At 58.6% G+C, this 18136-nt stretch carries 11 protein-coding genes; 8 read left to right on the top strand and 3 right to left on the bottom strand.

What is annotated here, in order from left to right; all coding sequences use genetic code 11:
- Positions 1 to 202: 202 nt before the first annotated feature.
- Genes H3L92_RS00620 through fhuB form a run of 3 tightly spaced genes read left to right on the top strand, consistent with a single transcriptional unit; the run spans position 203 to position 3848 of the window.
- Positions 203 to 964: an ABC transporter ATP-binding protein gene (locus H3L92_RS00620; protein ID WP_085366047.1), complete on the top strand. Its 762-nt coding sequence runs from the start codon at positions 203 to 205 to the stop codon at positions 962 to 964.
- 14 nt (positions 965 to 978) lie between these two features.
- On the top strand, positions 979 to 1878 hold the full coding sequence (locus tag H3L92_RS00615) for an ABC transporter substrate-binding protein (RefSeq protein ID WP_085366068.1): 900 nt from the start codon (positions 979 to 981) through the stop codon (positions 1876 to 1878).
- Positions 1872 to 3848, top strand: coding sequence for a Fe(3+)-hydroxamate ABC transporter permease FhuB (gene fhuB, locus H3L92_RS00610; protein ID WP_085366048.1), 1977 nt, complete (start codon positions 1872 to 1874; stop codon positions 3846 to 3848). Before H3L92_RS00615 ends, fhuB begins: the two co-directional genes overlap by 7 nt.
- 70 nt (positions 3849 to 3918) lie before the next feature.
- Here fhuB and H3L92_RS00605 read toward each other — a convergent pair whose 3' ends face one another.
- The gene (locus tag H3L92_RS00605; protein WP_085366049.1) at positions 3919 to 4248 is read right to left on the bottom strand and encodes a DMT family transporter; all 330 of its coding nucleotides are present in this window, start codon (positions 4246 to 4248) and stop codon (positions 3919 to 3921) included.
- Between the two features lie 269 nt (positions 4249 to 4517).
- Between H3L92_RS00605 and H3L92_RS00600 the strand changes: the two genes are divergently transcribed.
- Both H3L92_RS00600 and H3L92_RS00595 read left to right on the top strand, forming a co-directional pair.
- On the top strand, positions 4518 to 6161 hold the full coding sequence (locus tag H3L92_RS00600) for a multidrug ABC transporter permease/ATP-binding protein (protein ID WP_085366050.1): 1644 nt from the start codon (positions 4518 to 4520) through the stop codon (positions 6159 to 6161).
- Between the two features lie 295 nt (positions 6162 to 6456).
- The gene (locus H3L92_RS00595) at positions 6457 to 8565 is read left to right on the top strand and encodes a TonB-dependent siderophore receptor (RefSeq protein WP_085366051.1); all 2109 of its coding nucleotides are present in this window, start codon (positions 6457 to 6459) and stop codon (positions 8563 to 8565) included.
- A gap of 209 nt (positions 8566 to 8774) precedes the next feature.
- Here H3L92_RS00595 and tldD read toward each other — a convergent pair whose 3' ends face one another.
- Together tldD and H3L92_RS00585 are read right to left on the bottom strand one after the other, a co-directional pair.
- Positions 8775 to 10217: a metalloprotease TldD gene (gene tldD / locus H3L92_RS00590; protein ID WP_085366052.1), complete on the bottom strand. Its 1443-nt coding sequence runs from the start codon at positions 10215 to 10217 to the stop codon at positions 8775 to 8777.
- A gap of 788 nt (positions 10218 to 11005) precedes the next feature.
- Positions 11006 to 11896, bottom strand: coding sequence for an NUDIX hydrolase (locus H3L92_RS00585; RefSeq protein ID WP_085366053.1), 891 nt, complete (start codon positions 11894 to 11896; stop codon positions 11006 to 11008).
- Positions 11897 to 12275: 379 nt separating this feature from the next.
- Here H3L92_RS00585 and parC point away from each other — a divergent pair, with 379 nt between their 5' ends.
- The 3 genes from parC to H3L92_RS00570 all read left to right on the top strand — a co-directional run bounded on the left by parC (position 12276) and on the right by H3L92_RS00570 (position 18126).
- Complete coding sequence (gene parC, locus H3L92_RS00580; protein WP_085366069.1) at positions 12276 to 14585, top strand: DNA topoisomerase IV subunit A; 2310 nt, start codon at positions 12276 to 12278, stop codon at positions 14583 to 14585.
- A 285-nt stretch (positions 14586 to 14870) separates the two neighbouring features.
- Entirely contained in the window at positions 14871 to 16463 is a 1593-nt protein-coding gene (locus H3L92_RS00575; RefSeq protein WP_085366054.1) for a two-component system sensor histidine kinase NtrB, read from the top strand.
- Positions 16450 to 18126, top strand: a complete 1677-nt coding sequence (locus H3L92_RS00570) for a sigma-54-dependent transcriptional regulator (protein WP_085366055.1) — start codon at positions 16450 to 16452, stop codon at positions 18124 to 18126. The genes H3L92_RS00575 and H3L92_RS00570 overlap by 14 nt, the downstream gene beginning before the upstream one ends.
- Positions 18127 to 18136 lie beyond the last annotated feature (10 nt).

Below are 18136 nucleotides of genomic sequence, written 5' to 3'. Positions count from 1 at the left end.
CGGCGCATTGCGTTTGCATATCGATACCTGTGGTTTTGCGGTCTGGATACCCGTCTTGCTGCAATTGATGATAATCATTATAATTAACTAATCAAACCATGTTTACGCCGCCTTCCAAACTGTTCGGCGCATCCAAGCCGGAGTTTCCGTTCGAGCCTGCCTGCCCCGCTTTCCACCTTATTCTCAAACCCGCCGTTTCTTTATGTTCCAACTCAACCGCCTTTCTTTTTCCCTGCCCGAACGCACCTTGCTGCACGATATCAATCTGCAATTCGAAACCAACCGCGTGTATGGCTTAATCGGCCACAACGGATCGGGCAAATCCACTTTGCTGAAGCTGCTTACCCGACAAATCCAGCCTACCGCCGGCAGCCTACTGCTCGACGACCGCCCTGCCGCTGCCTATTCCGCGCGCGAATATGCCCGCCAAGTGGCTTATCTGCCGCAGCACCTGCCTGCCGCCACTTCGCTGACCGCGCGCGAACTGGTGGCGATGGGGCGTTATGCGTGGAGCGGCCTGATGGGGCGCGGCGCAGACGACCAAGCAGCGGTGGAAGAAGCGTTTGCGCTCACCCACACCGAGCGCTTTGCCGATCAGATTGTCGACACGCTTTCCGGCGGCGAACGCTCGCGCATCTGGCTGGCCATGTGCTTGGCGCAGCAGAGCCGCTTTTTGCTGCTCGACGAGCCGCTGGCGGCGCTGGACATTGCCCACCAAATCGAAGTGATGGCCTTGGTGAACAGCCTTTCGCGCCGTTTGAATCTGGGCGTGGTGATTGTGATTCATGACATCAATCTGGCGGCGCAGTATTGCGACGAACTGATTGCGCTCAAACAGGGCCGCCTGCTCAAACAGGGCGGGCCGTCTGAAATCATGACCGCCGGCGTGCTGAAAGATATTTACAGCGTAAACATGAACATCATCGCCCATCCGCACAGCGGCCGGCCGGTGGCTTTGCCGTGAAAGCAGGTTTGGTGATGAAACGCTTTTTTTCAGACGGCCTGAAACACCTTCTGCCCGGCTGCGCGGTTTGGGCGGCGTGTTTGGCCGTTTTGCCTGCCGCCCATGCCGCGCCGCGCGTGGCCACCGCCGATTGGTCGGCCGCCGAAACCCTAACCGCCATGAAACTGCCGCCGCTGGCGGTGGGCGACAAACGCGCTTACGGCAATTGGGTCAATTATCCCGTGCTGCCCGCGCAAACCTTGGATTCGGGCCTGCGCTTCCAACCCAATCTGGAGCGCCTGCGGCAGCTTAAGCCCGATATGTTTGTGCAGTCTTCATGGTTCGCCCATTTGAAGCCGCAGTTTGCCGCCATCGCGCCGGTGCACGAAATCGACTTTGCCACTGCCGAAGGCACGCAATATGCCCGCACCGTGGCCGCCACCCGCGCGCTCGGCAGGCTGGTGAATGCTTCGCCTGCCGCCGAGCAACTGATCGCCGACACCGAACGGCAGCTGGCGCAACAGCGGCAAACGCTCGCGCCCTACCGCTCCCGCCCGCTGGCCATCGTGCAGTTTGTCGATACGCGCCATCTGCGCATTTACGGGCGCACGTCGATGTATCAGGCGGTGTTGGACAAACTGGGCCTGCGCAATGCCTGGCAGGGCGAATCCAACAGCTGGGGCTTTGCCAATATCACGTTGAACAAGCTGGCCGGGCTGCCGCCTGACACGCTGTTGCTGATTGTGAAGCCGCATCCGGCCAATGTGCGGCCGGGTTTGGAAAAAAGCGCGCTATGGCGGCGGCTGCCGTTTGCACAACCTGCCAACCGCCGTGTTTTGCCGCCTTCGTGGAGCTACGGCGCGCTGCCGTCGATGCAGCATTTCGCACAACAATTGGCACGCGCGCTGCCGTCTGAACAGGAAACACCATGGTAGGGCAAAAGGTTTTTTTCAGACGGCCTGCTTGGGCGCTGATGCTGATATTGGCCGCTTTGGCCTTGCTGTCGGGCTTATGGATACTCAAGCTGCAATGGGTTTGGCCGTGGGCGCAGCTGTTTGCCGCGCCCGACACGCTGCCGCTTGACGCGCTGGCGGTGCAGCAAAACACCCTGCCGCGCATGGCGATGGCTTTGCTGGCGGGCGGCGGTTTGGCGGCGGCCACCATGCTGATGCAGCAGGTGCTGCGCAATCCGCTGGCGGCCGACAGCACGCTGGCGGTGGCGGGCGGCGCGCAACTGGCCTTGTTGGCTGCCGGCGTGTTTTTCCCTGCCTTACTGCTGCACGGCACGTTTGCCGTGGCCTTTGCCGGTGCGGCCGCCGCGCTCTCGGCGGTGCTGGCCTTGTCGGCACGGCGCGAAATGATGCCGGTTACGGTGGTGTTGGCCGGGTTGGTGATGAGCCTTTATCTCGGCTCGGTGAGTGGCATGATTACGCTGTTTTACGGCGAAGAAGCGCGCGCGGTGATGCAGTGGGGCAGCGGCTCGCTGGTGCAGGACAGCTGGCACGACAGCCTCGGCCTGCTGTGGCGGCTGCTGGCGGCGGGGGCGGTGTCGGCCTTGTTGCTGAAACCTTTGAACATCATGGGCTTGAGCGACGACCAGGCCGCCGCGCTGGGCGTGCCCGTGAAAGCCGTGCGCACCGCCGCATTGGCTTTGGCGGCGTTTGTGTGCGCCACCGTGGTAGGCATGGTGGGCATGATGGGATTCGTGGGGCTGGCGGCGGCCGCTGCGGTGCGGCAGGCCGGCGTGCGCACGCTTGCTGCCCGTTTGGCCGCATCGTTTGCGGCAGGAGGCCTGATGCTGCTGGTAACCGACAATGCGCTGGTGCTGCTGGAACACTACCGCGGCATCGCCCTGCCCGCCGGTGCGCTAACCGCCTTAATCGGCGCGCCGCTGCTGTTGTGGCTGATGGCGCGTATGCCCGCCCGCCCTGCTTTTCAGACGGCCTCGGGCGGCAAAACCGCCGCGCTGCGCGCTTCGCCGTGGCTGCGTTATTCGCCCGCCCTGCTGCTGCCGGCAGCCGCACTCGCGCTGTTGGCAGGCAACGGCGAACAGGGCTGGCACATCGACACCGACCCCGCCGTGTGGGCATTGCGTTATCCGCGCCTGCTACTGGCGGCCGGCTGCGGCATGATGCTGGCCACGGTGGGCGTGCTGTTGCAGCGTTTGGCACAAAACCCGATGGCCAGCCCGGAATTGCTGGGCATCAGTTCCGCCACCGCTCTGGGGGCGATGACGGCGGTGATGATATTCGGCGTTACCTCGGGCAGCGTGCTGTTCTGGCTGGCCGGCGGCGCGGCGGCTTTGCTGGCCTTGGGTTTGATGATGTGGTTCAACCGCAAAAACGGCCTGCAACCCGAAAAAGTGCTGCTCACCGGCATGGCGCTGGCGGCCTTGAGCGATGCCGCCATCCGCACTTGGTCGGCGCTGGGCGACTACCGCACGCAGCAGCTCTTAATCTGGCTTTCCGGCTCCACTTACCACACCACGCCGCTGCTGTCGGCGGCTGTGGCCGTGTCGGCCTGTTTGCTGCTGGCTGCGGTGCTGCCGCTGGCCAAATGGCTCGCGCTGTTAAGCTTGGACAGCGTGGTGGCGCAGTCGGCCGGGCTGAACGTGAAACGTGCGCGGCTGGTGCTGATTCTGTTGAGCGCGGTGCTCACCGCCGCCGCCACGCTGACGGTCGGCCCGCTGAGCTTCACCGGCCTGCTCGCGCCGCATTTGGCCGCCATGCTCGGCGCACGGCTGCCCAAACAGCAATTGCTGTATGCCGCGCTGCTGGGCGCGCTGATGATGGTGCTGGCCGACTGGCTGGGGCGGCAGCTGGCCTTTCCCTACGAAATCCCCGCCGGCCTGATGGCCACCCTGATCGGCGGCGCGTATTTTATGGTGTTGGTGAGAAAGCTGTAAGAAACGGCAAAGGCCGTCTGAAAACCCGATATTTTTCAGACGGCCTCAACAATCAAACACACGCTTGGCGTTAATGCCCGCCCATTTTGGAAAACAGGTTCAGCACCAGCACTCCCGCCAGAATCAGTGTGATGCCGATGATGCCGCCCGCATCGACTTTCTGGCCGAAAAACACCACGCTCACCGCTGCCGTCAACACCAGCCCCACGCCCGCCCACACGGCATAGGCCGTGCCAAGCGGCATGGTTTTCAAGGCAAGGGAAAGAAAATAAAATGCCAGCCCGAACCCCAGCGCCACGCCGAGTGCGGGCCATAATTTGCTGAAACCGCTGCTGAGTTTGAGCATGGTCGAGCCGAACACTTCGCTCACGATGGCCAAGGCCAGAAACAGCCAGTGCATGATGGATTCCTTATAGCGTTTGCCGAAAACGGGAAACGGATTGTAACAACAGGCTAAACATTTGTGCAGGCTTGTTTTTTCAGATTTTCCATGCGCAAACCGCCCGTTGTTTTCAGACGGCCTGAACCCTTTGCCATATTCGTTTAGGCCGTCTGAACGCCGTAGGTCGGGCATTTATGCCCGACATCATCATCAGCTAAGCTGTAACAGTCGGGCATAAATGCCCGACCTACGGCTTTTTAACCACCTGCCAAGCATAAACACACACCATGTCCATCTTCCACATTATCTACCGCAGCCACCGCCAACCGTTTCTGCTGATGCTGCTGTTCACCTTATTATCCGGCGCGCTCGGCATCGGTGTGCTGGCCTTTATCAACAGCCGCCTGCTCCACGGCGGCGCAGACGGCGCGGCGGTGTGGCAGTTTGCCCTGCTGGTGCTGTTTTATTTTGCCGCCGCCACGTTTTCGCAAATCAAACTCTCGCAAATCGGCCACCGCTTTATCTGCACCATGCAGGCCGAGCTGGTAAAGCGGGTGATGGACGCCGATGGCGAAACCGTGCAAAAAACAGGCAAAGCCGCTATTTTGGCCAGCCTTGCCAACGACATCCACCACCTTTCGGTGGCATTTACCCGCCTGCCCGATTTGGTGCAGGGGCTGCTGTTTACCGCCGCGTGCAGCCTGTATCTGATTTGGCTCTCGCCCAAGCTGTTTGCCGTTACCGCGCTGATGCTGGCACTGATGGTAGCGGGCGGCCACCTCGCCGTGCGCCTGCACTACCGCTATTTCCGCCAAAAGCGTCTGTCGGAAGACGCGCTGCACCGCCATTACGAAACTGTGCTCGACGGCCACAAAGAACTCTCCCTCAACCGCTACCGCGCCGAACGCTTTTTCCGGCGCGAATTCACCCCCGAAGCCGAACGCAAACGCAGCTACCACGTCCGCGCCGACGCCTATCATCTGCTCGCCATCAACTGGGGCAACAGCGTGATGCTGGCGGCGGTGGGCGCGGTGTTTTATCTGTCGGCCTATCACCAATGGGCGAGCCTGGCCGACGCCGCCACCGTGAGCATGACGGTTTTGTTTATGCGCGGCCCGCTCACCGCCGCCATCGGCGCGTTTCCTGTGATGCTGCAAAGCCAAGTGGCCTTGCAGGCATTGGCACGGCTGCAACTGCCCGAACACCGCAGCGGCTTCCACAACGGCACCGCCCTGCCCGAAAACTGGCAAACCCTCCGCTTGGAAAACGTCTGTTACACCCACCCTGCGCAAGGCGGCCAAACCTTCGCGCTCGAGCCGCTCAACCTCACGCTCGTGCGCGGCGAAACCGTGTTTCTGATTGGCGCCAACGGCTCGGGCAAATCCACGCTGGCCATGGTGCTCGCCGGCCTGTATCCGCCCGCCGGCGGCAGAATTCGGGTGGATAACACCGAAATCACCGAAGCCAACCGCAGCGCCTACCGCCAGCTGTTTGCCGCCGTGTTCACCGATTTCCACCTGTTCCAACAGCTCACCGACGGCATGGGGCAAGATGTTTCAGACGGCCTGATTGCCGATTGGCTCAAGCATTTGCAGCTTGACGGCAAAGCCAAAATCGAAGCCGGCCGCATCCTCAACAGCAAGCTTTCGCAAGGCCAGAAAAAACGCCTCGCCCTGCTGGCCGCCGCGCTCGAAGGCCGCAGCCTGCTGATACTCGACGAATGGGCGGCCGACCAAGACCCGCAGTTCCGCCGCACCTTTTACGAACAACTGCTGCCGCTGCTCAAAAAGAGCGGCTACACCGTGTTTGCCATCAGCCACGACGACAAATATTTCCACCATGCCGACCGCATTCTGTCGATGAAGCACGGCGTGTTGAGCGAATACGGCGCAGAAGAAGCCGTGCGGGTGGCCGACGCGCACAGCCGCTGAAGCCGGCCGCCGCCCCTGCCCCAACCGTGCCGCCTGCGGCTGTTTTTTTCAGACGGCCTCACGGCTGCCGCAACGATTCAAAATCATTTCATAGCTCAATCAATAAAAATAATAACAACAATTCGTATCAAGAAAACAACAAAAATAAAGAAATATTGTCATATTATTTCTGTTTACATAACAGATAAAACAAAATATGCCACAAACAGCCTATAATCCGCATCACCAGGCCGTCTGAAAACAACCAAGGCTTTCAGACGGCCTCTTCCCTTATAACAACCCGAAAGAAAACACGATGAAAAGCAAACAACACATTTTTGCCCACAGCCTCTTGGCCGCAGCCGTTTTGGGCGCCTACACACACAGCTTCGCCGACGACGACACCGGCGCGCAAAACGCCGGAACCGCCGAACTGGAAACCGTTACCGTGGTCGGCTCCATCAACAAACTGAGCGGCGTACCGTTCCGCCAGGCCAAATCCGCCGTGGCCGTCAGCGCAGAAACCTTAAGCGAAGAAGGCGTGGAAAAAATGGACGAAGTCGGCCGCTACCAAGCCGGTTTCACCAACCAACCTTTCGGCAGCGACACCAACACCAACTGGTTCCGCATCCGCGGCACCGAAGCGAGCCAGTCGTTTGACGGTGCGCCCGCCGCCGCCTACGGCTTCTTCACTCCGCATATCGATCCCTTCGGTGTGGAATCGGTGGAAATCACCAAAGGCGCAGACGCGCTTACCTACGGTGCGGCCAATGCCGGCGGCCTGGTCAACTACATCAGCAAACGGCCGCATAAAAACCGAGTGGGCAAAGGCGTGGTAGAAATTCATGTCGGCGACAACAAGCAACGCGGCTTGGCAGCCGACTATACCGGCGCGCTCAATGCCGACCAAAGCCTGCGCTACCGTTTGGTGGGTTCATACAAACGCGCCGACGGCGAATGGAGCCGCACCTATAACGAAAGCTATTATTTCGCCCCGTCGCTGGCCTACGATTTCAGCGACCGCACCCGCATCAACCTCTTGGCCAGCGTGCAAAAAGACAACGGCACGCCCAGCTCCAACTTCCTGCCGCAAAGCGGCACGCTGGTGGCCACGCCTTTGGGCACCATCGCCCGCAGCAGCAATCTGGGCGACCCTTCGCAAGACGACGAGAAAAACATCGCCCGCTCCATCGGCTATGAATTCAGCCACGATTTCGGCAAAGGCATCAGCTTCAGCCAAAACTACCGCTATCAAAACATCAGCAACTACCACCGCGGCACCTACGCCTACCCCGCCGCATCCGATGCAAACTGGAATCCCCTGCCGCTGAACGAATCGGGATACGAAGTGCCGCGCGGCGTGGTGTTTAACGACGGCAAAGTCCGCAGCCACAGCATCGACAACCGACTGCGCTGGCAGTTTAAAAACGACAGTATCGACAATACCCTGCTTGGCGGCGTGGATTACCGCCATGAAAAAATTGATGCGTTCTACAACCTGAGAGGTTCGGCTTCAAACGTCAACGTATTCAACCCTGCCGCTTCTTACGGTGCGGCGCAAACCATCAATGCACCCGAAACCGGCATCAAATCTAAGCAGTTGGGCTTTTATCTGCAAAACAGCATGAAACTGTTTAACCGCGTAGGCATCACCGCCGGCATCCGCCACGACCGCGCACGCAGCGAAGAAGTGGAAAACGGCCAATCGGTTAAAGCCAACCACACTTCTTATTCCGGCTCGCTGATGTATTACGCCCCCTTCGGCCTCAACCCCTACATCGCCTACAGCGAATCGTTCCGCCTGCCCACCGGCCTGAGCGGCAACCAAACCCTGTATGACCCGAACACCACCGAGCAATACGAAGCCGGCCTGAAATACATTCCGTCGTGGCTGGACGGCAGCGCCTCCGTTGCCGTGTTCAAAGCCCGCGATAAAGGCGCGTTAGTGTCCAACGCTACCGGCGCCACCGTCAGCAGCGCCGACCCGATTAAGCGCAAAGGCGTGGAAATCCAGGCTCAGGCCAACATTACCGACAACATCAGCGGCCAGTTTGCCTACACTTATTTGAGCAGCATCACCGACAGCAGCGGCGGTGAAATCCGCAACCCGCTGATTCCCAAACACAGCGCCAGCCTGCGCGGGATATACAGCTTCGACAGCGGTGTGCTCAACGGCCTCTCGCTGGGCGCGGGCGTGCGCTATGCGGGCAACAGCCACACCTCCAACGGCTCGCTTTACTCAGGCTACCGCGTGCCTTCTTCCACCGTGTTCGACCTCTTCGCACGTTATAAAGCCGGCAAAAACTGGGAAGCCCAAATCAATGCCGACAACATCACCAACCGCAGATACATCAGCGGCTGCGATTATTACTGCTACTACGGCCAAGGCCGCAGCATCGTCGGCAAAGTGAGCTATAAGTTCTGACACCTGACTTTTCCGGCAATAACCGGCACTCAGGCCGTCTGAAAACACAACAAGCTTTGCAGCAACATTGCTTTGTTTGTTTTCAGACGGCCTTTAAGATATTTTTACAGAGGTATAAGGCCGTCTGAAATATCCGATTATCGTCATTCCCGTAACCATAAAAAAATACCCGGAAACAACTCCGGGTATTTTTATTCAAACCGCCGCCGTCAAACCTCGCTGCCGCCCACCACCAAGCCCTCGTCGATACGCAAAGTCGGCTGGCCCACGCCCACCGGCACGCTTTGGCCCTCTTTGCCGCACACGCCCACGCCGGTGTCCAACGCGCTGTCGTTACCGGTCATGCTCACATATTTGAGCACTTCCGGGCCGTTGCCGATAATGGTGGCGCCTTTTACGGGGTATTGCAGCTTGCCGTTCTCCACCCACCACGCCTCGGATGCGCTGAAAACGAATTTGCCGCTGGTGATATCGACCTGGCCGCCGCCGAAATTGACGGCGTAAATGCCTTTATCAACCGAAGCGATGATTTCTTCGGGATCGTAAACACCGTTTTCCATAAAAGTGTTGGTCATGCGCGGCATGGGCGCCGCCGAATAACTTTCGCGGCGGCCGTTGCCGGTTACGGGCACACCCATCAGGCGGGCGTTGGTTTCGTCCTGCATATAGCCGGTGAGAATGCCGTCTTCGATCAGCACGGTGCGGCGGGTTTCATTGCCTTCGTCGTCGATATTGAGCGAGCCGCGTCGGTCAGCTATATCGCCCTGATCGACCACGGTAACGCCTTTGGCAGCCACCCGCTCGCCGATGCGTCCGGCGAACGCACTGGTTTGCTTGCGGTTGAAATCACCCTCCAAACCGTGCCCCACCGCTTCGTGCAGCAGCACGCCCGGCCAGCCGTTGCCGAGCACCACCTTCATCGCGCCTGCGGGTGCGGGGCGGGATTCGAGATTGGTCAGCGCCTGTTTGACGGCAGCATTCACATATTGCGCCACACGGCTTTCATCGAAATAATCCAAGCCGTAACGCCCGCCGCCGCCCGCGCTGCCCTGCTCGCGCCGCTCGCCCTGCTTGGCGATAACGGTAACGTTCAGGCGCACCATCGGGCGGATGTCGGCGGCGTGGCGGCCGTCCAAACGGGCGATGTAAACCAAATCGTATTCGCAGGTCAGCCCCGCCATCACCTGCACGATGCGCGGGTCGGCGGCTTTGGCCAGCGCCTCCACTTTATTGAGCAGGGCGACTTTGGCGGCCGAATCCAAACCGGCTATCGGGTTTTGTGTGGTGTGCACTTGCAGGCCGCCGGCCGGCACGGCGGCTTTCACGCTGCCGGCCGCGCCTGCCGCACCGATTACCCGCACGGCCTGCGCCGAACGATTAATTGATTCTTCATTGAGGCTGTCGGCATAGGCAAAAGCGGTTTTTTCGCCCGAAACGGCACGCACGCCCACGCCCTGATCGATTTGGAAGCTGCCCGATTTGACCATGCCCTCTTCGAGATGCCAGCTTTCAAAAGCGGTGCGCTGGCAATAAATATCGGCATAATCCACATAGTGGCTGCCAATCAGGCTCAGGCTGCGGGCAAGCTGCTCGGGCGAGAGACCGTTGGCTTCGAGTAAATCCCGTTGTACGGTTCGGTAGGTTTGCGGCATGGTATTCGGCTGGTGGGGCCGTCTGAAACGTTTTCAGACGGCCTGATATGAAAAAAATGTTGAGAATAGTAATTATACGGGATTTGCCCTGCCGTTGATATGTGGTTTGATTTTGGCTATGGGCGGAATTTATCGCAAACCCAAATAAAACGATACGGCGTTGCTCCTTTTTATTTTGCTTTACGATACCAGCAAAATCTTCGGTAAAACGGTGCGGAATCGCGCCTTATCACTGTATTCCAGTAAAACAGCCTAACCCGGATATAATTTATTTTCTTTTTTTATCAAACAATTATCCAAAAATCCACTACTCTTTATATTTTGTTATTGATAATTGTTTTTATTTATATTAAGATAAAGACACTCGGCAGCCATCCTAATGCCGGGCCATTAAACACCAAACAGCTGATTCCCTTAAACCGTCTTTAACGATACCGGAGTGCGCGTATACGAAAGATTCCGTTCCCTTTACATCAAATACTCAAAACCGAAACACCGAACCGCCGTTTAACACGGCGGTTCGGTGTTTTTGGGCTTATGTCATATGGAAAACCTTGCAAAACCCGAGCAGGCCGGGGCCTTTGCAAAATTAAAAAACCATCACAAAAAATTTATTTCTCGTCATTCCCGCGCAGGCGGGAATCCAGTTGTTTTTTTCATAAGCTATTGAAATAAAATACTTGATGGTTTTAAGTCTGGATTCCCGCCTGCGCGGGAATGACGGGATTTAAGCATTTCAGACGGCCTTAAGGTGTTTTTTGCAAAGGTCTTAGGCCGTCTGAAAACCGCTAAAGCTCCGTCTTCTGCGTGGCCGCCAGCCATTTCGCCAAACCGTGTGTTTCGTCGAGCAGGCCGTAGCGGGCAAAAGCATCGAGCGTGGCGATCATGGCATCGTTCATCAGCAGGCCGTCGCACATGGCAGCGGCAAGTTCGGCCACGCCCATGCGTTTGAATTCGGCCACTTCGCCGTCTTGGTTTTCGGGAACCACATCGGGCGGCAGCACCACATCGAAAATATGCAGCAGCTCGTTGTGCAACCCGCGCGACACGGGGCGCACACTCAGGCGGCGGCTGCGGCACGGCAGGTTTTGCAGCAGGCCGGCATCCAATCCGGCTTCTTCGCCGCCCTCGCGCAGCATGGCTTCCTGTATGCTCTCGCCGCTGGCGATACCGCCGCCGACCAAATTATCAAGTTTGTTGGGATCAACCGCTTTGAAGGGGCTGCGGCGGCCTATCCAAAATACCCATTCGCCGTTGTGTTCGGTTAAACCGTTGATGTGTACGGCCTGGCTCATCAGCCCCAGCGGGCGGAAAGCGGCGCGCTCGAGTGCAAACAGGGCGTTGCCTGCGTTATCGGTGGCGTCGAACTTTTCGTTGCGCCAGCCGCCCAGATGGCCGAGCTGGTGCCAACCCTGCGCCATGTGTTGCAGGCTGTCGCCCATCGAGAGCCAGTTGTCGGTAAAAAGATAAATGCCGTCGGGCTTTTCTTCCAACCGCCCCGGCCAGTCCTGCTCCACCCGCTCCAGCCATTTTTCGTTCAGACGGCCCAAACGCACACCGTTCAGCCACAAATAACGCCAAGCGTCGGCACGCCAGTCGAAATGGTTTTCCAAACGCGCCAGCAGGCGGTTTTGTTCGGTTTCGCCCAAACGGCAGTTAAAGCGGGGCTGGGGAATCATGGTGCGGTTTCCGGAAAATAAACTGGCGGAATTATAACAAGAGCGCCTGCTTTTCTGATGATTCGGATTAGATTTTTTTATCAGACTAAGGCCTTTGCAAAATACGTTTCAATCCTGAATTTATTTATGTTTTGCCATACTCGGTCTTGACCCGGGTATCTGCTATTTCTTTTGAAACAAAAAGATGCTCGGGTCAAGCCCGGGCATGACGCAGAGGTTTTAAGATGCTGAAAGGGGTTTTGCAAAGGTCTCGGACTGCCGAAGGCGGTGTAACCCGGAAAGGCCGTCTGAAAAAACCGCCTATCCGCCGTATAAAGCGCCGCCGCCTGATTTGTTTTACAATACGCCCTTTTATCTGAACCAACTTTCTGCCGCAATGATTGAAGAACACGCTTCCGCCGCCCCCGTGGGCAGCGATTATCTGCTGCTCGGCCAATATGCCGAGCGCGCCTATCTCGAATACGCCATGAGCGTGGTGAAAGGCCGCGCCCTGCCCGAAGTTTCAGACGGCCAAAAGCCCGTGCAGCGCCGCATTCTTTATGCCATGCGCGATATGGGGCTAACGCACGGGGCGAAGCCGGTAAAATCGGCGCGCGTGGTGGGCGAGATTCTCGGCAAATACCACCCGCACGGCGACGCTTCGGCCTATGACGCAATGGTGCGCATGGCGCAGGATTTTACCTTGCGCTACCCGCTGATCGACGGCATCGGCAACTTCGGCTCGCGCGACGGCGACGGCGCGGCGGCCATGCGCTACACCGAAGCGCGCCTCACGCCGATTGCCGAGCTGTTGCTTGCCGAAATCAATCAGGGCACGGTGGATTTCGTGCCCAACTACGACGGCGCGTTTGAAGAACCCCTGCACCTGCCCGCGCGGCTGCCGATGGTGCTGCTCAACGGCGCATCGGGCATCGCCGTGGGGCTGGCCACCGAAATCCCGTCGCACAACCTCACCGAAGTAACCCAAGCCGCGATTGCCCTCTTGAAAAAGCCGTCGCTCAGCACCGCCGAACTGATGCAGTATATTCCCGCGCCCGATTTTGCCGGCGGCGGCCAAATCATCACCCCAGCCGCCGATTTGCAGCAGATTTACGAAACCGGCAAAGGCAGCGTGCGCGTGCGGGCGCGTTACGAAGTGGAAAAACTCGCGCGCGGCCAATGGCGCATCATCGTAACCGAGCTGCCGCCCAACACCAGCGCGCAGAAAATCCTGGCCGAAATCGAAGAGCAAACCAACCCCAAGCCCAAGCCGGGCAAGAAAAACCTCACGCAGGAGCAGCAAAACACCAAAGCGCTGATGCTCTCGCTCTTGGAGCGCGTGCGCGACGAAAGCGACGGCGAAGCGCCTGTGCGCCTGGTGTTCGAGCCGAAATCCAGCCGCATCGAGCCTGAAAACTTCATCAACACGCTGATGGCGCAAACCTCGCTCGAAGGCAACGTGCCGATGAACCTCGTGATGATGGGCACGGACAACCGCCCCGCCCAGAAAAACCTGAAAACCATTCTGAGCGAATGGCTGGAATTCCGCACCGTAACCGTTACACGCCGTCTGAAATTCCGCTTGGGCCAAGTGGAAAAACGCATCCACATTCTCGACGGCCGCATGATTGCGTTTCTGCACATCGACGAAGTGATTAAGGTTATCCGCGAATCCGACGATCCCAAACCCGACCTGATGGCCGCCTTTGGGCTTACCGAAATCCAGGCCGAAGACATTCTCGAAATCCGCCTGCGCCAGCTCGCCCGCCTGGAAGGCTTCAAACTCGAAAAAGAATTAAACGAGTTGCTCGAAGAAGAAGGCCGTCTGAAAACCCTTTTGGCCGATGAAAACGAAAAGAAAAAGCTGATTATCAAAGAGATGCAGGCCGATATGAAGCAATACGGCGACGGGCGCCGCACGTTGGTGGAAGAAGCCGGCCGCGCCACGCTCACCCAAACCACCGCCGACGAACCCGTAACCATCATCCTGTCGAACAAAGGCTGGATACGCAGCCGCTCCGGCCACAACCTCGACTTGAGCCAAACCGCGTTTAAAGAAGGCGACGGCCTCAAACAAGTGATGGAAGGCCGCACCGTATGGCCGGTGGTGGTGCTCGATTCGCACGGGCGCACCTACACGCTCGATGCCGCCGACATTCCCGGCGGGCGCGGCGACGGCGTGCCGGTGGCCTCGCTTATCGAACTGCAAAACGGCGCCCACGTTGTCGCCATGATGACCGGCCTGCCCGACCAACACTATCTCTTGAGCAACAGCGGCGGCTACGGCTTTATCGCCAAGCTCGGCGACATGACCGGCCGCGTCAAAGCCGGCAAAGTGCTGATGACGCTCAAAGCGGGCGAACAAACGCTGCCGCCCGTGCCCGTGTTTGCCGTGTCGCTCATCAACCCCGACTGCAAAGTGCTGCTGGCCTCAAGCGACAACCGCCTGCTGGCCTTCACCATCGGCGAATTGGAAGTGATGGCCAAAGGCCGCGGCCTGCAACTGATAAGCCTTTCGGACGGCGCCAAGCTGGAACATACCGCCGTTACCTCGTCGCCCGAATTCATCGTCGAGAGCACCGGCAAACGCGGCGCCGAACACAAAGAAAAACTGCGCATTCAAGATATAAACAACAAACGCGGCCGAAAAGGCAAAATTTTAGAGATTTCAGGCCGTCTGAAAAGATTATCCGGCGCAGATTCGGTATAATTACTGCATTGCTGTTTCACAACCGAAACAATCAACATAAAACACGGCAGCGCATACGGACGGGAGGGCCGCAAAACGGCAACCGGTGCGCGGCCTGCAAACACCGAAAAAAATAAACGGCTGAAGAATAAATACTTTAACCCTTCAAAAAAAGCCGCCTTTAACTGCCCGGGCTTGCTGCCGGGAACCTGTACGCAGCCGCTTTGCACCGAAGCTGCGGCATTTTTACAACATAACAATATCCGCCCGCCCACAACAACAACAATACAACAGGCCCTACATTACATGAGCGTAAACAGATTATTCCTCAAACACGACTGGGAAACGTTGAACGAGCGCATTCCCGGCCTGATCAACATCGCCCGCATCGCCATCGTGCTCTCGCTGTTGGTGTTCCATTTGGTGAGCGTGTATTCGGGCGACGAAACCAAAAACCTGTTTCCGCCGCTGGAGTTTTACACTTGGGCGGCGATTTATGCGGTTTTAATCCTGCTCTCCATCTTCAAGCCCGACTGGCAGTTGCAGTCGCTCGATTTGCCCAATGCCAGCGCGGTAGTCGATATCAGCATGATGCTGATGCTCACCTTCATCACCGGCGGCATAGATTCCGGCTTCGGCATCCTCGTGCTGCCCTTTATCGCCACCTCGTGCCTGCTCAGCCACGGCCGCTACCCCATGCTCTACGCCAGCTATGCCTTCCTGCTGATTTTGCTGAGTATGTTTCTGGCCGGCCAGATTCAATTCCACCCGCTCGAATGGGACAGCCGCTCCATCGTATCCGCCGCCCTGCTCGCAGGCGCCTGCTATCTGGTGGCCGCCTTAACCGCGTTTTCCGCCACCTATCTGCAAGCGGCCACCGAATCGGCCGAAAAACACCAGCTGGCCTACCGCCGCGTAAGCGGGCTGAACCGTTTGGTGCTCAACCGCGTGCAGGAAGCCGTTATCGTAATCGACGCTTCGCAGCGCGTGTGGCTGTTCAACCGTCAGGCCAAAACCTATTTCCCCGGTTTGGAAGTCGACAAACAGGAAACCGTATTTGCCGAACTGGTGTCGCGCTGGCAATACCAACCCGATAAAAACTTTGAAACCGACATCCACATTTTCCAACATTCCATGCACGTTCGCGCCGTGCCGCTGATTCAGGAAAAAACCGAGCTGCTGATGCTGTTCGTGCGCTCGCTGCGTGAAGTGGCCGCCGAAGCGCTGGCCACCAAACTGGCCTCGCTCGGCCAGCTTACCGCCAATCTGGCACACGAAATCCGCAACCCCATGTCGGCCATCCGCCACGCCAGCGACCTGCTGCACGACGGCGACGATGCCGATGCCACCAAAGCCAAACTTCACAGCATTATCGACACCAATATCCAGCGCATCGACAAAATGCTCGAAGACGTGTCGCTCATCAACAAGCGCGACAGCGTCAGCCGCGAACCGGTCAACCTGATGAAATTCTGGCTGGAATTCAAGCAGGAATTCACCCTCAACAACCCCGATGCCGTCGGCTGCCTGCGTATGAATATGGACGGCAGCAATTTAAGCGTGCTGGCCGACCCCATGCACCTGCAACAGATTATGTGGAACCTGTGCAACAACGCCTGGCGCCACAGCCGCCAAGACCAGCACGCCATCACCGTGTTGATCAGGCCCAGCGGCCGCATACACATTTCGATCGTGGTGGCCGATAACGGCACCGGCGTGCCGCCCGACGTGCGCAACCATTTGTTCGAGCCATTCTTCACCACCGAAAAACAAGGCACCGGCCTGGGGCTTTATGTGGCGCGCGAACTGGCGCACGCCAATCTGGGCCAACTGCACTACCACCCCGAAATGAACGGGTTCGAACTGATTTTACCGAGAGAAACCGATGAGCAACCATAACCTGCAAGACCCCGTATTGGTGGTGGACGACGAAGCCGATATCCGCGACCTGATGGAAATGACCCTGATGAAAATGGGTTTGCGGGTACAAACCGCCGTGGGCGTGGAAGATGCCAAAGACAAGCTCGACAACAACGACTATTCGTTAGTGTTAACCGATATGCGTATGCCCGACGGCTCGGGCCTCGAAGTGGTGCAATACATCGACGAGTTGGCGCTCGACACCCCCGTGGCCGTGATCACCGCCTTCGGCAACGCCGATCAGGCAGTCGAAGCCCTGCGCGCCGGTGCGTTCGACTATCTGCAAAAACCGATCACCCTTTCGCAACTGCGCTCACTGGTGAAATCAGCGGTGAAAATCAGCGAGCCGTCCGAACACGCACCGGCCGCTCCGCAACCTGCCGAACCGCCGCCCGTGCAAACCGCACCTGCCGCACCCGCTTTCGCCAAACCGCAGCCTTCCCCGCCGCACGCCGCACGCGTGCCGTTTCCCTCCGCACCGCCCGCAGCAATGCGCAAAACCGGCTCCGCCCTCACCCGTTCGGCAGGCGTGCCCGAGGGACTGCGCTCGCTGAAAGACCGCTTTGCCAGCGGCGAGCTTACCGCACGCGTATTGCCCGAAACCGAGCTGGGCGGCGAGTCGGATATGCCGCGCCTGCTGGGTATGTCGCCGCAGATGGTGGAAGTGCGCCACTTAATCCGCCGCCTTGCCAAAAGCGGTGTGCCCGTTTACATATCGGGCGAATCGGGCACGGGCAAGGAGCAGGCCGCGCGCACCATACACGAGCTGTCCGACCGTACCGACAAGCCCTTTATCGCCGTCAACTGCGGCGCGATTCCCGAAAACCTGATGGAAAGCGAATTTTTCGGCTACAAAAAAGGCAGCTTCACCGGCGCCGACACCGACCGTTTGGGCTTTTTCCAACATGCCGACGGCGGCACGCTGTTTCTCGACGAAGTGGCCGATCTGCCGCTGGCCATGCAGGTGAAACTGCTGCGCGCCATTCAGGAAAAAGCCGTGCGCCGCATCGGCGATCCCCGCGAAACCTTTGTGGACGTGCGGATTGTGTGCGCCACCCACAAAAATCTCGAAGCGCTGGTGGAAAGCGGGGCTTTCAGGCAAGACTTATACTACCGCCTCAACGTGGTGTCGCTGAATATGCCGCCGTTGCGCGAAATGCGCGAAGATTTGGGCGGCCTGATTATGCACCTGCTCTACAAACACCGCAGCGGCAACGAAACCTACAAACTCAGCCCCAAAGCGCAAGACGCCCTGCTGCATTACAGCTACCCGGGCAACTTCCGCGAGCTGGAAAACATACTCGAGCGCGCCGTCGCCCTCACCGTGGGGCAGGTGATCCAATTTGATGATCTGCAAATCAACACCGGCCATACCCTGTCGCTCTCCGCGCTCCCCGAAACCGCCAATACGCCGGTTGCCGAACCCGAGACGGATTCCGGCACACCCGCCCCGGATAGCGGCCGGCTTGCCCGCTTCGTGCCCGGCCAGATGCAGATTCAGGATTATCTCGACCAGGTCGAGCGCGAAATCATCGAAATGGCTTTGCAGCAAACCCGCTTCAACCGCACGCAGGCCGCCAAGCTGCTGGGCATCAGCTTCCGCTCCATGCGCTACCGCATGGAACGCCTCGATATCAACTGAAACCCGCCGT

Origin of the sequence: Neisseria dentiae (genome assembly GCF_014055005.1) — a bacterium.
In the GTDB taxonomy this organism is placed as follows: domain Bacteria; phylum Pseudomonadota; class Gammaproteobacteria; order Burkholderiales; family Neisseriaceae; genus Neisseria; species Neisseria dentiae.
Note: the sequence above shows the minus strand (reverse complement) of the source record. Positions and strands in the feature narration are given on the sequence as shown.

Excerpts from the sequence above, each read along its gene's own strand:
- H3L92_RS00620 (WP_085366047.1), top strand. The coding sequence starts at position 203 with ATGTTCCAACTCAACCGCCTTTCTTTTTCCCTGCCCGAACGCACCTTG.
- H3L92_RS00615 (WP_085366068.1), top strand. The coding sequence starts at position 979 with ATGAAACGCTTTTTTTCAGACGGCCTGAAACACCTTCTGCCCGGCTGC.
- fhuB (WP_085366048.1), top strand. The coding sequence starts at position 1,872 with ATGGTAGGGCAAAAGGTTTTTTTCAGACGGCCTGCTTGGGCGCTGATG.
- H3L92_RS00605 (WP_085366049.1), bottom strand. The coding sequence starts at position 4,248 with ATGCACTGGCTGTTTCTGGCCTTGGCCATCGTGAGCGAAGTGTTCGGC.
- H3L92_RS00600 (WP_085366050.1), top strand. The coding sequence starts at position 4,518 with ATGTCCATCTTCCACATTATCTACCGCAGCCACCGCCAACCGTTTCTG.
- H3L92_RS00595 (WP_085366051.1), top strand. The coding sequence starts at position 6,457 with ATGAAAAGCAAACAACACATTTTTGCCCACAGCCTCTTGGCCGCAGCC.
- tldD (WP_085366052.1), bottom strand. The coding sequence starts at position 10,217 with ATGCCGCAAACCTACCGAACCGTACAACGGGATTTACTCGAAGCCAAC.
- H3L92_RS00585 (WP_085366053.1), bottom strand. The coding sequence starts at position 11,896 with ATGATTCCCCAGCCCCGCTTTAACTGCCGTTTGGGCGAAACCGAACAA.
- H3L92_RS00575 (WP_085366054.1), top strand. The coding sequence starts at position 14,871 with ATGAGCGTAAACAGATTATTCCTCAAACACGACTGGGAAACGTTGAAC.
- H3L92_RS00570 (WP_085366055.1), top strand. The coding sequence starts at position 16,450 with ATGAGCAACCATAACCTGCAAGACCCCGTATTGGTGGTGGACGACGAA.